This is a genomic window from Pseudomonas sp. FP2338 (genome assembly GCF_030687515.1).
Taxonomy (GTDB): Bacteria; Pseudomonadota; Gammaproteobacteria; order Pseudomonadales; family Pseudomonadaceae; genus Aquipseudomonas; species Aquipseudomonas salomonii.
In genome coordinates, this window is sequence record NZ_CP117436.1 from 2,613,791 (window position 1) to 2,627,640 (window position 13,850).

Below are 13,850 nucleotides of genomic sequence, written 5' to 3' on the forward strand. Positions count from 1 at the left end.
ATGACAAAAATCAGCGCCAGGAAAATTTCATTTTCGCGGCTACTTTCCTAACTAATTCTTCACGAGGCGCGCCCCGGTCCTCATGAAACAATCGTTACGTTTGTAGGGATGAAAACGCCGTTTGCACACAACGCACATAAAAAAATGTTTAGGGGCCGTTACACATGAAAATTTCTACACTGGCGTTATCCATCACCGCAGCGTTGCTCGCGCAACACGCGTGCGCTGATGACTTCGGGCTCGGTTCTCTGGGCACGGGCACGGGTCACAGCGGCTTTCTTGAAGACAGCCATGCGGCTATCAGTTCGCGGACCATGTATTACAGCGCCGACAACCGTTCGGGCACCAACAACGATCTGCGCGAAGCCGCGACTTTGCTGCGCTTTGACTACAAATCCGGTTACACCCAAGGCACCCTCGGCGTCGGTTTCGACGTGATGGCGTTCGGCGCCTTGCGTCTGGACGGTGGCGACGGCCACGCCGCAGGCCCGGGCCTGGCGGGTAACGGCAACAGCTTTTTCCCGACCAAAAACAACGGCACCGAACCCGCCGACAGTTTCGGTCGCGCTGCGGGTAACGTGAAGTTCCGCATTTCCCAGACCGAGTTGCACGTCGGTGGCGGTTTGGCCCCGGTGTTGCCTATCCTGGTCTCCAACGACAGCCGTGTGGCGCCGCAGACCTTTGACGGCGGCATCCTGACCTCCAACGACATCCCCAACGTGACCTTCACCGGTGGTGAGCTCAACCGTGCCGAAGGCCGTGCTTCCAGCAACGCCACGGGCTTGAGCGTTGCCGGCGGTACCCGCGACAGCGACAGCTTCAAGTTCGGCGGTGTGGACTACAAACCGTTTGGCTCGTCCGACAACGCCATCGCTAAAAACCTGACGCTGCAGTACTACTACGCCGACCTGCAGGACTTCTACAAACAGAACTACTTCGGCCTGGTTCACGTGCTGCCATTGGGCAACGACCAGTCGTTCAAGACTGACCTGCGTTACTTCGACAGCACCAGCGACGGCAAAAATGGCGAAGCCGGCTACCAGTTCAACAACAACGGCGGCTACGCCAAGCACGCCGGCGAAGTGGACAACAAAACCTACAGCGCCGCGTTCACCTACCAGTTGGGCGGCAGCAGCTTGATGCTCGGTCACATCGGTGTGAGCGATGACGGCGGCTTCGTCTGGGTCAACCAGGGCAGCATCGCTGATCCAAACGCACAAGGCGCGGGCGGCAGCGACTTCTACCTGTTCACCGACGCCGTGGTGGGCCAGTTCTCCCGCGCGGGCGAGCAGGTCAATTTTGGCCAGTACTCCTATGACTTCAAGGCCTTTGTACCCGGCTTGAAAGCCTCCGTGGCGTACCTGGACGGCACGGGCATCAAGTCCAAAGTGGCCGGTGGGTCGGATCAAAAAGAAAACGAAACCGACTTCCGCCTGGACTACGTGGTGCAGCAAGGCCCGCTCAAAGGCTTCGGCACCACCTTCCGTACCGGTACTTACAAAGGTCACAACACCGGCACTGCGGACCAGGACCAGACGCGCCTGATCTTCAACTACACCTACGCGATCTTCTAAGCTCGCGTCGCCACAAACGGAGGCCGCCTGAACAGCGGCCTCTTTTTTTGCGCGCGCGAACACGACTTCATGTGCATCCGCGCACGGATGGGTTTTACACTGCCCCCACTGTGTCAGTGATGGAGGACCCAATGACGGCCACGCCCGCAACCAACATCCTTGCAACTATTGAAGGCCAGCGCCTGGCCGCCCAGGACGCTGAGCACTGGCGCGAGTGGGGCCCGTATTTAAGTGAACGCCAATGGGGCACAGTGCGCGAAGACTACAGCGCCGATGGCGATGCCTGGGCCTACTTCCCCCACGAACACGCCCGCAGCCGCGCCTACCGTTGGGGCGAGGACGGCCTGGCGGGTTTCAGCGACAAGGCGCAGCGCTGGTGCCTGGGTTTGGCGTTGTGGAACGAGCGTGACAGCATCCTCAAGGAGCGCCTGTTCGGCCTCAACAACGCCGAGGGCAACCACGGCGAAGACGTCAAGGAGCTGTACTTTTTTGTCGACGGCGTGCCCAGCCATGCCTATATGCGCATGCTCTACAAATACCCGCATGCGGCGTTCCCCTATGCCGACCTGCTCGCCGAAAACGCCCGCCGTGGGCTTGAGGATGCCGAGTACGAAGTGCTCGACACCGGCGTATTCGAAGACAACCGCTACTGTGATGTAACGGTCGAATACGCCAAGCATCAGCCCGACGATATTTTCATGCGCGTCACCGTGCACAACCGCGCAGACCAGCCGACGCGCGTGCAGGTGCTGCCCCAACTGTGGGCGCGCAATGACTGGAGCTGGACCTTGGACGCGCCCAAGCCGCAGTTGCGCCTGGACGGTGAACGGGTGCTGGCCCGGCATCATGAGTTGACCGACCGCCACCTCAGCGCCTGGGGCCAGGACGGCCTGGAGTGGCTGTTCTGCGAAAACGAAAGCAACTTCCCCAAGCTCGATGGGCAACCGGCGCCGGGGCCGTTCAAGGATGGCATCAACGACTACGTGGTGGGCGGCGCAGACTCGGCAATTCGCCGCGACACGGGCACCAAGGTCGCCGCGCGTTTCAGCCTCGAACTGGCGGGCCAGGAGAGCAAGACCCTGTACCTGCGGTTTGCGCCGGTGGACGCGCCCGAGGTCAATGCACGCAAGTTGTTCGAGCTGCGCCGCCAAGAGGCGGACGACTTCTACGCCGCCTTGCAGCAAGGCATTGCCGATGATGACGCGCGCAATGTGCAGCGCCAGGCCCTGGCCGGGTTGCTGTGGTCCAAGCAGCTCTACTACTTTGATGTAAACCAGTGGCTCGACGGCGACCCGGCCCAACCCGCGCCGCCGCCCGAACGCCTGCATATCCGCAATACCCATTGGCGGCACCTGTCCAACTTCGACATTTTGTCCATGCCCGACACCTGGGAGTACCCGTGGTACGCCTCCTGGGACCAGGGCTTCCAGGCCGTGGCGATGGCGCTGATTGATCCGGGGTATGCCAAGCAACAGTTGTTGTTGCTGGTTAAAGATCGCTTTATGCACCCCAATGGCCAACTGCCGGCGTATGAATGGCGTTTCGACGACGCCAACCCGCCGGTACACGCCTGGGCCAGTTGGCGCGTGTATCAGCAGGACAAGGCGCTGACCGGCATGGGCGACATGGACTTTCTCGAGCGGATTTTCCACAAGCTGCTGCTGAATTTTTCCTGGTGGGTCAACCGCAAGGACGCCGAGGGCCGCAACCTGTTCCAGGGCGGCTTCCTGGGCCTGGACAACATCGCCTTGTTCGACCGCTCTGCCACCTTGCCGCCCGGCTACCAGCTGGATCAGGCCGACGGCACCGCGTGGGTCGCGGCGTATGCCCTGGACCTGATGCGCATCGGCCTGGAGCTGGCCAAGCGCAATGGGGTGTACGTGGATATCGCGGTGAAGTTCTTTGAGCACTTCCTCTACATCGCCGGCGCGATCAACCGCGTCGACGACAGCGCCGAAGGCTTGTGGGATGAGCAGGACCAGTTCTTCTACGATGTGCTGCACCGCCCGGACGGCCAGAACGAGCCGGTGCGCCTGCGCTCCATCGTCGGCCTGATGCCTTTGTTTGCCGTGTTGGTACTGGAGCAGCGCGAGCACGAAGGGCTGCAAGGCCTGCGTGAGCGACTGCTGGGTTTTATGAAACACCGGCCGGACCTGGCCAAGCTGGTGTCGCGCTGGAACGAACCGGGGCAGGGCAACCGTCTGTTGCTCGCCTTGCTGCGCGGCGAGCGCACCAAGGACCTGCTGCGGCGCATGCTCGATGACCATGAGTTTTTGTCGACGTTTGGCGTGCGCTCGTTATCCAAGGCCTTTGCCGAACAGCCATTGGCGCTGAAGATGAATGGCGACACCCTGTGTGCGCGCTACCAGCCTGGCGAGTCCGACTCACGTTTGTACGGCGGCAACTCCAATTGGCGCGGGCCGCTGTGGATGCCGGTGAACTACATGCTGATCGAATCGCTGCGCGAGTTTCACCGCTACTACGCGGATAACTTCTCGGTGGAGTACCCCACGGGCAGCGGTTATCTGGCGTCCCTTGAGGAGGTGGCCGACAGCCTCAGCCAGCGCCTGACCGGTTTGTTTTTACGCGATGAAAATGGCCTGCGCCCTTCGATGGCGGGGTACGCGCAATTGGAAGCGGACCCGGCCAGTCGCGATCTGCTGTTGTTTCATGAGTATTTCCACGGCGAGACCGGGCGTGGCCTGGGGGCGTCGCATCAGACGGGATGGAGTGCGTTGGTGGCGTTGTTGCTGCAGCCCAAAAGCTAAGCCACACCACTGCTCTGCTTTTCTGTGGGAGCTGGCTTGCCTGCGATGGCCTCAACTCGGTGTGCCCGATGTACCGAGGTGTCTGCATCGCAGCGGTGCGACGATTCGACAAGCCAGCTCCCACAGAAAAGCACACCTTCGGTGTATGCAAATCCGCAGCCGACTTCATTTTCAAAGCTGTATGCGGTCAACTGTGGGAGCGGGCTTGCTCGCGAATGCGGTGTGCCAGTCAACTCATCTGTAACTGACCCACCGCATTCGCGAGCAAGCCCGCTCCCACATTTAGACCGCGTTGCATCTTGCAGAGAGGCTTTTGCTTTGCACTTGATCTGGCTCTTGCTTCAACCACTCAGGTCGGCTTTCAGGCCGCCGTGCTGTAGATCTTGATCTTGATCTGAGGCGCCCCGTTAACCACGATGGCCGAACGCAGGCTTGAATCCGTGGGTAACCCGGCAGGACGCCGGGTTAGCCGCGCTGGGCCAGGGATGGCCCATCGCGGCGGCCCACGGATTCAAGCCGGAGTGCGGGCATGCCGAGCCACAGCGAGGCACCGAGTGTTGGGGCGTGTATGGAACAACCACATGGGTTACACAAAAGTGCATTCACATAGGTAACACTTTGAGTGAAATATAGCCGTCCTTGTCTGCATTCCTCGCATCCACTTGTCCGAGGATCACTGGGCCGAAAATAACAGCCCACACATCGTCGCTCAGCATCTCCATTCCAATAGTCTGGTATTTCAGTAAATGCCCCACATAAATCCGCAGACCTGACCGATAAATCATCCCGTTTGAGTCAGTCCGGTAACACTCAATATGACTTGCATAACCCATCTCCGGCAGTTTCTCAGGATAGGCTCGAGGTGAAGGTGAATAGCATGAAGCCGGTGTTTTCTGGCTCAGCGCTTCATGCCCTCGCTCGTAATTGTAGTGCTGTATGAAACGATCAAAATGTTTCTGCTGAGACTCCCAAGCAACCGCAGGTGGATTGGGCAAAGTGCTTTTCAGTGTTCGGTGCATACGCTCGTGCCTGCCATTTTGGTCTGGCCGACCAGGCTCGATACGCTCAGGAATGATCCCCAGCCGTAGCCACCAGATCGACAACTGTGACAGCCCTCCGCGCCCTGTGCTGGCAAACGGCACTCCGTTGTCAGTACGGATCCGCTCAGGCAAACCATACTCGCGAAACACCCGTTCGAACGTCTCTTGGGTCTCCTTGAAATTGGTGCTGGGCATGCTCTGACAGGCAAGCAAGAAGCGACTGGCATGGTCCATGATTGTTAGCGGATAACACCATACGCCCGCACCTGTCAGGTACTGGCCTTTGTAGTCGGCACTAAAAAGCTGATTGGGCACATCTGCCTTACGTAAAGGTTTTGGATAGACCGCAACTCTTGGCCGCAAGGGTCGCTGCGTGATCAGATCAGCTGCTTTGAGGATGTTATAAATAGTCGTTTTCGAGGGCGGATCCTGGCCCGGAAAGCGCTTTATCAGATCACTCTGGATCTTTTTCGGACCAGGGATTGTCTCGCCTATAGAACGAAGTTCGATAATCGCCTGCTTTACCGCCAAAGGCACCACATAAGTCTGGTGGTGCCGACGGCGACTACGCTCATCAAGCCCACTGGGGCCTTCTGCTTTGTATCGCTCGATCCACTTGTAGCCGGTCTTTCGGCTGATTTCATAGTCTCGACATAGCTGGCTAAGGCTGTGTTTTCCAGTCAGGTATTCAGCGACAAACATCACTTTGAGGTCCATAGGTTTCAGCTCTTTCCAGGGCATGGTCAGATCCTCACGAAATCGACCCTGCCAGTTAAAAACTGTTACCTATGTGCGTGAACTGATTTGTAACCCATGTGGGTGAGTCATACCGGCGAGGACCTTTTGGTTACTTTTGCGTCCTTGCAAAAGTGACCCGCTGTAAGAGCGGAACCAATAGAAGCCGTTACCGCAGAAATGGATATACACACCGACAAACCGCTATCGCAGGCAAGCCAGCTCCCACATTAAAACTACATTGCTTGCGAAATGGCAGCCAAAAAATCCCGTCACCAAAAGGTCTGAATCAGGTAAATTCGCCGCCCCTCCAGACAAGGATGTAGACGATGGCTAATGTTATCGCGCGAGTTGGCAGTGCAGGCCTATTGTGGGCATTGCTGATCACCTTCGGTGTGTCCATCACTTCACTGTATTCCCGAGAAAGCGCTGCGGCCGCGCTGATGATGCATTGCCGCGAATGCGAGAAAGGTGAGAACACCTTCGATGCAACAAAATGGTTCAGCAGCGGTATGTACCGCCTAGAAACGGATATTGTTCCCAACCCGATGCGGTCGATGACTCGCACTCATCCGGTGGTCTTCAAAGCCAAGGACAATGACCAACTGGTAGAGGCCGCGCTGCGTGGAATCAGCGATGTGCTCCCATCCTTCGATACCCGCACGTTTGAAGCACAGTGGCCCGTGTTAACCAAGCGCGTACGTTACAGCTACAGCTTTTTTATGGCGCCTGATGAACCCCGGGACCTCTATGACATGTACTTGCAGGTGGGCAAATACAAGTTGGTGATCGTGGTTGGGCTTGACGTCAATACCGGTGAAATCACCGCCGAGTATGAAGGGCGTGTGATTCGTGAAAACGATGGTAATGACCCTGCGTACATGGACACGTTCGAAGAAATGGATAACGCCAACACCCGCTGACCGGGAGGCTGGCTGAACGAAAAATCCCGCCGGAAGGCGGGATTTTTTTTGAGCGCGGCGTTATCAGGCCGGGAACAGCTCGCTCAGTTTCATGGCCAGCATCATGTCGCCTTCAGTGCGCAGTTTGCCGCTCATGAAAGCCTGCATGCCGTCGGTATCGCCGCTGACAATGCCTTCCATGGTTTCGCCGTCGGTCACCAGGGTCACCTGGGCGTCAGGGTTTTCGCCTTCCAGCAGTTCACAGGTGTTGTTTTTCACCACCAGCGAGAAGTTCTGGGTGTCGTCGATACGGAAACCGAACACCAGGTCCAGGCCGTCGGCAGCGGCCGGGTTGAATTTGGCTTTCATTGCTTCTACAGCTTTGGCTACGTCAGTCATGGTTTCGATCCTTTAAGGTAGAGTCCAGTGACCTTGGGGTCACGGTTGGCCGCAATTCATCGGAACGTGATGAGCTGCGGCGCCTTCAACAGTTGCAAGTGGGTATGACTGTTGAAGGAAGCCAGTGCCACCTCGCGACCACGGAATTTCAGCTGGTTGAGCGAGGTGTTAACAATTTGCCAGTTCAGTTCGAAGGCCTGCGCGGCAGGCATTCGGGTAATCAGGTGGAGCAGGGCGGTAATGGTGCCGCCGGAAGTAAACACGGCGATTTTGTCGCTGTTGTCGGCCGCTTCCAGAATGCGCTGCAGGCCACCCTGCACACGCTCCACGAAGCCCAGCCAGCTTTCCAGCCCAGGCGGGTCGTAGGTGCCGGCCAGCCAGCGCTCGATGATCAGGGCGAAAATGCGCTGGAACTCACTGCGGTTTTGCGCAGCGTTGCGCAGGATATCCACGGCGTGGGGTTCGGTGGTCAGCAGGTCGGGGAGCAGGGCGCGGATGATCGCTTCGCCGTCGAACTCGTTGAAGGCCGTGTCGATTTCCAGCGTTGGGGCTGGCAGGCCGAGGGCGCGGTATTGATCGAACGCGGCGGTGGCGGTGTGTTGCTGGCGACGCAGGTCGCCCGAGACACAACGCTCGAACGTGAGGCCCAGGTCGGCCAGGTGGCGACCGAGTACCTGTGCTTGCTCCACGCCGACGGGCGACAGGACGTCATAGTCGTCTGCACCGAAGGAGGCCTGGCCATGTCGAATCAGATAGATGCTGCCCACGTCCGTTTTCCCGGTACGTTGAAAGTCTGGCGAGGTTATGAGGATGGCAGGGAGCTGTCAATGAAAAAACATACGCTTGTTTTAAAAGCGCGTTAGAGGCCGACTGCTGGCGGTTTGAGCACTGGTCCGAAGGCGGTGCCGCCGGTATGCTGGGGCCATCCGCGCCTGGCGCCGTGCTTTTTTAAGGAGACATATGGATTTTTTGGCCGAATACGCGAGCTTTCTGGCGAAGACCGTCACCCTGGTGGTCGCTATTCTGGTGGTACTGATCAGTTTCGCCGCGCTGCGCAGCAAGGGGCGGCGCAAATCCGCCGGCCAATTGCAGGTCAGCAAGCTCAATGATTTCTACAAAGGCCTGCGTGAACGCCTCGAATCGAGCCTGCTCGACAAGGACCAGCTCAAGGCCCTGCGCAAGTCCGAAAGCAAGACCGAAAAGAAGAACAGCAAGAAGAAGCCCGAGGCCAAGCCACGGGTGTTTGTGCTGGATTTTGACGGCGACATCAAGGCCTCGGCCACCGAGAGCCTGCGTCATGAAATCACCGCGCTGTTGAGCCTGGCCACGCCGAAAGACGAAGTGGTGCTGCGCCTGGAAAGCGGCGGCGGCATGGTGCACAGCTATGGCCTGGCCTCGTCGCAGCTGGCGCGTATCCGTCAGGCCGGCGTGCCGCTGACCGTGTGCATCGACAAGGTTGCGGCCAGCGGCGGCTACATGATGGCGTGCATTGGCGAGAAGATCATCAGCGCACCCTTTGCCATCCTCGGCTCCATTGGCGTGGTGGCGCAGCTGCCCAACGTCAACCGCCTGCTGAAAAAGCACGACATCGACTTTGAAGTGCTGACCGCCGGTGAATACAAACGCACCCTCACCGTGTTTGGCGAAAACACCGAGAAGGGCCGGGAGAAGTTCCAGGAAGACCTGGACATCACCCATCAGTTGTTTAAAAACTTTGTGTCGCGCTATCGCCCGCAGCTGGCAATTGATGAAGTCGCGACCGGAGAAGTGTGGCTGGGTGTTGCAGCGCTCGATAAACAACTGGTCGACGAACTGCAAACCAGTGACGAATACCTGGCGACCAAGGCCAAGACGGCCGAGGTGTTCCACCTGCACTACGCCGAGCGTAAAAGCCTGCAAGAACGCGTAGGCCTGGCGGCCAGCGGCTCGGTGGACCGCGTGTTGCTGACTTGGTGGAGCCGGTTGACCCAGCAGCGGTTCTGGTAACTACAGGCTGTAGGTGATCCCAGTGTGGGAGCGGGCTTGCTGTGGCGAGCAAGCTTGCTTGCGCTGGGGTGCGAAGCGCCCCCAAAAGCCGGCTCCAGCTGCGCTGTCAAACGGGACGGTTCGACGATTCGACAAGCTCCCTCGCCACAGCAAGCCCGCTCCCACATTTAGTTTTGGGGCAGGGCGGGAATCGGTTTTCGCATCAACGTTCCCACCACCAACGCCCCCAGCAAACCCAACAACCCCGCCACCCACAACACCCCGCTGAACCCACCCACAAACGCCTGCCGCGCCAGCGGCTGCACCAGCGCCCGCGCCGGTTCCGGCAACAAAGCCATGGCTGCCGGCATATCCCCGGCCACTACCCTCGATGCAATCCCCGCCGCTTGCGCCTGCCATTGCACGTCGATACTCGCGCTGAGCAGTTGCTCGCTATGGCTGCTCAACAGCGCCCCATACACGCCGATGGCCAACATGATCGCGCTGAAACGCATGGTGGTACTCATGCCCGACGCCATGCCCGCACGGTCACGGGGCACGCAGGCCATGATGTTTTTCTGCGTGTCGCCATTGAGCAAGCCCGCACCGGCGCCAGTCACGGCAATCGCCAGCGCGAAGGGCAGATAACCGCCCACATTCACCGCCCAGGCGCTTAACAGGTTGCCGCAGCCCACTAGAGCCAAACCGGTTGCCATCATCGTCGCTGGCGCAAAACGCCCGGCCAGCCGTGCGCCGATGCGTGGGCAAATCAACATGGTCAAGGCAAATGGCAACATGCCCAGGCCTGAGGCGATTGCGGAAAACCCCAGGCCGTTCTGCAAGTAGAACGGCAACAAAGTCATCATCACCTGGGCACAACCGGCGTAAGCAAACATCCCCAGCAGCGCGCCGATAAAACGCGGGTGCCGGAACAGTTGCAAGTCGACCATGGGCCGCTGTTGCACACGTTCGACCAGCACAAACACCCCCAGCAACACTGCGCCGCCGATCAAGCGCGCGTAGGTCAGCGGGCTGTCCCAGCCGATGCGATTGGCCTCGATCAAACCCCAGATCAGGCACAACAGGCTGGCACTGAAGGCCAGGCTGCCCCATGGGTCCAGGCGTGCCGATTGAGTGTCGCGTGATTCGGGAATCGCCCGCAGCGCCAACGCCATCAACCCCAGGCCCACGGGCAGGTTGAGGTAGAAGATCCAGCGCCAGCCCAGGTACTGGGTGATCACGCCGCCCAGTGTCGGCGCGGCGGTCATCGCCACGCCCATGCACGCGCCCCAGAATGCCCAGGCTTTGGCGCGCTCGACTTCATCGTGAAAGGTGTGGCCGATGGAGGCCAGGGCAGAGGTCAGCAGCAAAGCTGCGCCGACGCCTTTGACAGCGCGGGCAATGTCCAGGAACAACGCATTCGGTGCAGCGCCGCAGCCCAGTGAGGCGAGGATAAAAATGCTCAAGCCCCAGATCAGCGACCGTTTGCGGCCAAAGCGGTCGGCGATGCTGCCGGCGGGCAGCAATAACGCGGCGAACGCCAGCATGTAGGCGCTGACCACCCACTCGATATCGGCGAAGTTCGCGCCCAGGTCGCGCGCAATGCTCGGCAGGGTGACGGCGACGATATTGGTGTCGAGCACGATCAGCGAGCAGACGCCGGAGGCGGTCAGCAGGGTGAGGCGCGGGCTGACCCGGCTCATGGCTTGATTGCCTTACAGGTAATATGGGATAGACAGTTGACGTGCATCGCAGGGGCTCTCTAGTGTGGGAGTACGTTGAGCTTATCTCCGGCCATGCTCGGTTTTATTAGCTGTAACCCTGCACTTCATTACCTTTGAGCTAATGCAATAATGGAAATCCGCCATTTCCGCTACTTCCTCGCCGTCGCCAGGCAGCGCAATTTCACCCGCGCGGCTGAGCAACTGGGCATCGCGCCGCCGACCTTGAGTCGCCAGATTCAGGACATGGAGGCCACGCTGGGCACGCGCCTGTTTATCCGTCAGCAACGTGAGGTCAGCCTCACCGAAGCTGGCGCCGCGTTGTTGATTGAGGCCGAAGCCACCGTGCGCCAATTCGAGTTTGCCCAACGCAACGCCCAGCGTGCCGGGCGGGGAGACATCGGGCATATCGAATTGGGCTATGTGGCGTCGGCGGTGTATTCGGGGCTGCTGCAAAAACAGATGCAGGCGTTCAGCCAGGCGTTTCCCGATGTGAGCGTGAATGTGCGCGAATGCGCCATGGCGTCCTTGCCTGGCGCGGTGGCCGACGGGCGTTATGACATCGGCTATATCCGCTCGCCCATGACCTTGCCCGATGGCGTGGAGGCGGTGCGCCTGGACAGCGAAGGCTTTGTGTTGGCGCTGCCTCAGGATTCCTGGCTGCTGGGGCTTAAGGTCATCGGCTGCGAACACCTGAAAAATGAGACGTTTATATTGCCGGAACAAATCAACGGCACCTTGCAGGTGGCGGCGCAAGGTGGTTTCGCGCCGCGCCTGGGGGCGCAGCCGGGCGGGCTGGTCGCGGTGGTGGCGCTGGTGTCGTTAGGGCAGGGCGTGGCGGTGGTGCCGGCGTCGATGGTCGGGCATGTGAGTTTGCCGGGCGTGGTGTACCGCACGATTCATCAGGATGATGCAGCGTCTTCGTGGCTGTCGCTGATTCACCGGCGCTTTGAGAAAGCGCCGGCGGTGGCGCGGTATATCCAGCAGGTCAAGCAGTCAGCCGTGGTTGCACGGAATCGGCCAGGCGCGTAAGAATCAGGCAGCACGACACCGCCCCGGCATCCAGTACCCCCAGCGAGCGCTCGCCCAGGCGGCTGGCGCGGCCGATTTTGGCGATCAGGTCTTTGGTCGAATCACGCCCCTGTGACGCCGCGGTTTTCATCGCCTCCAGTGCATCACTGAAGGACGCGCCACTGGCCTGCGCACGCTCAAAGGCTTCAACCGCCGGGATCAGCGTGTCCATCAGGCACTTGTCGCCCACGCCCGCTTCGGTGATGTCCTGCAACGAGGTCAAACCGCCGCGCAACAGGTGGGCAAAGGTTGCCGCGTCGATCGCGTCGCTGCTGCGCACTTCGTCGGCCATGCCGATAAACAGGCTGCCATACAGCGGCCCCATGGAACCGCCGATGCCTTCCATCAGGCTCAAGGTCAGTTCATCCAGGGCTTCGGCCAGGGTCAGTTGGCGGCCTTCGAGGCTGCGCCCGCAATGGGCAAAGCCCTTGGCCATGTTGATGCCGTGGTCGCCGTCGCCAATGGCGCCGTCGATTTCACTGAGGTATTCACGGTTGGCCACGATCACGCTGACCAGGTCGGCGACAATGGCGCTGCCGTCGCGGGTGGAAAAATGCTGGCTCATGGTTCACTCCGCCTGGGTCATGCCGATGGAGCGGCAGGGTTGGTCGATCAGGGTTTTAAGCTCGGCGTCGAGGCCGAGCAGGGTCAGGGTCACGCCCATCATTTCCAGGGAGGTGAAGTAGTTGCCGACGTAGCAACGGTGAATCTTCAAACCCTTGGCCTTGAGTTGGTTTTCGACCTCGGCGTAGAACACATACAGCTCCATCACCGGCGTGGCGCCGAGGCCCGAGACCAGCACCACCACGCTGTCGTCCTGGCTGAAATCGCGGTCGGCCAGGATCGGCGCGAGCATGCGCTCGGCCATGGCGGCGGCCGGTTCGATGGCGATCACTTCAATGCCCGGTTCGCCGTGATGGCCGATGCCCAGTTCCATCTGGCCGTCGGGAATCTGGAAGTTCGGCTTGCCCACGGCGGCGATGGTGCAGGGCGTGAGGCCGATGCCGATGGAGCGGCAGTTATCCACGGTTTTCTGCGCGACGCGAATTACGCCATCCAGGTCGTAATGCTGGGCGGCCGCAGCACCGCCGACCTTCCACATGAAGATTTCGCCGGCCACGCCACGGCGCTTGGCGATATCGGCCTTGGGCGCAGAAGCCACGTCGTCATTGGCGACCACGGTGCGGATGCGCATGTCTTTGCTGGCGGCCATTTTCATTGCCAGCTTCACGTTCATGTTGTCGCCAGCGTAGTTGCCGTACAGGCAGGCCACGCCCGCGCCATGGTCGGCGGCGCGGAAGGCGTCGAAGAAGCTCTTGGCGGTGGGCGAGGAGAAAATCTCGCCGACGGCCACGGCGTCCACCAGGCCCGGGCCGACGTAGCCGAGGAAGGCCGGCTCATGGCCGGAGCCGCCGCCGGTGACAATGCCGACACGGCCGGCTGCCGAGGGCCTGGCCTTGGTGATGACCCGTGGGTTGGTTTCGAATTGGCGCAGCTCGGGGTGCGCGACCAGGATGCCGCGCAGCATGTCCTCGACCACTTGGTCCGGATCGTTGATGACTCGATTCATAACACGGGTTCCTGTTCTTGTTCTTAAAGGGCAACACAGTTAATTGTGAAAGCTGGCTTATTGTGGCGAGCAAGCCCGGCCTCCACAGGATCAGGTGGTGTCGCT

General features: G+C 60.1%; 11 protein-coding genes. 5 read left to right on the top strand and 6 right to left on the bottom strand.

The annotated features are described in order from the left end of the window. Positions 1-164: 164 nt before the first annotated feature. The gene (locus PSH96_RS12035; protein ID WP_305459449.1) at positions 165-1,574 is read left to right on the top strand and encodes an OprD family outer membrane porin; all 1,410 of its coding nucleotides are present in this window, start codon (positions 165-167) and stop codon (positions 1,572-1,574) included. A gap of 131 nt (positions 1,575-1,705) precedes the next feature. Beyond that, positions 1,706-4,342 carry a glucosidase gene (locus PSH96_RS12040; protein WP_305459450.1) on the top strand — a complete coding sequence of 879 codons (2,637 nt, stop codon included), beginning with the start codon at positions 1,706-1,708 and terminating at the stop codon, positions 4,340-4,342. Positions 4,343-4,944: 602 nt separating this feature from the next. Here PSH96_RS12040 and PSH96_RS12045 read toward each other — a convergent pair. Beyond that, a complete protein-coding gene (locus PSH96_RS12045; protein WP_305454243.1) occupies positions 4,945-6,123 on the bottom strand; it encodes an IS481 family transposase in 1,179 nt (392 codons plus the stop codon). Between the two features lie 323 nt (positions 6,124-6,446). On the opposite strand from PSH96_RS12045, the gene PSH96_RS12050 reads away from it, so the two are divergent. Then, complete coding sequence (locus tag PSH96_RS12050; RefSeq protein WP_305459451.1) at positions 6,447-7,040, top strand: hypothetical protein; 594 nt, start codon at positions 6,447-6,449, stop codon at positions 7,038-7,040. A 63-nt stretch (positions 7,041-7,103) separates the two neighbouring features. Here PSH96_RS12050 and PSH96_RS12055 read toward each other — a convergent pair whose 3' ends face one another. Both PSH96_RS12055 and PSH96_RS12060 read right to left on the bottom strand, forming a co-directional pair. Next, the gene (locus PSH96_RS12055; protein WP_016969749.1) at positions 7,104-7,418 is read right to left on the bottom strand and encodes an SCP2 sterol-binding domain-containing protein; all 315 of its coding nucleotides are present in this window, start codon (positions 7,416-7,418) and stop codon (positions 7,104-7,106) included. A gap of 56 nt (positions 7,419-7,474) precedes the next feature. Continuing rightward, positions 7,475-8,185: a histidine phosphatase family protein gene (locus tag PSH96_RS12060; protein WP_305459452.1), complete on the bottom strand. Its 711-nt coding sequence runs from the start codon at positions 8,183-8,185 to the stop codon at positions 7,475-7,477. A 193-nt stretch (positions 8,186-8,378) separates the two neighbouring features. Between PSH96_RS12060 and sohB the strand changes: the two genes are divergently transcribed. Beyond that, positions 8,379-9,404: a protease SohB gene (sohB, locus tag PSH96_RS12065; RefSeq protein WP_083357982.1), complete on the top strand. Its 1,026-nt coding sequence runs from the start codon at positions 8,379-8,381 to the stop codon at positions 9,402-9,404. 167 nt (positions 9,405-9,571) lie between these two features. On the opposite strand, the gene PSH96_RS12070 is transcribed toward sohB, so the two are convergent. Beyond that, positions 9,572-11,086, bottom strand: coding sequence for an MFS transporter (locus tag PSH96_RS12070; protein ID WP_305459453.1), 1,515 nt, complete (start codon positions 11,084-11,086; stop codon positions 9,572-9,574). 150 nt (positions 11,087-11,236) lie between these two features. Between PSH96_RS12070 and PSH96_RS12075 the strand changes: the two genes are divergently transcribed. Continuing rightward, positions 11,237-12,136, top strand: coding sequence for a LysR family transcriptional regulator (locus tag PSH96_RS12075; RefSeq protein ID WP_305459454.1), 900 nt, complete (start codon positions 11,237-11,239; stop codon positions 12,134-12,136). On the opposite strand, the gene dhaL is transcribed toward PSH96_RS12075, so the two are convergent. Beyond that, the gene (dhaL, locus tag PSH96_RS12080) at positions 12,093-12,740 is read right to left on the bottom strand and encodes a dihydroxyacetone kinase subunit DhaL (protein WP_305459455.1); all 648 of its coding nucleotides are present in this window, start codon (positions 12,738-12,740) and stop codon (positions 12,093-12,095) included. The genes PSH96_RS12075 and dhaL overlap by 44 nt on opposite strands. 3 nt (positions 12,741-12,743) lie before the next feature. Continuing rightward, positions 12,744-13,745 carry a dihydroxyacetone kinase subunit DhaK gene (locus PSH96_RS12085; protein ID WP_305459456.1) on the bottom strand — a complete coding sequence of 334 codons (1,002 nt, stop codon included), beginning with the start codon at positions 13,743-13,745 and terminating at the stop codon, positions 12,744-12,746. Positions 13,746-13,850: the final 105 nt, after the last annotated feature.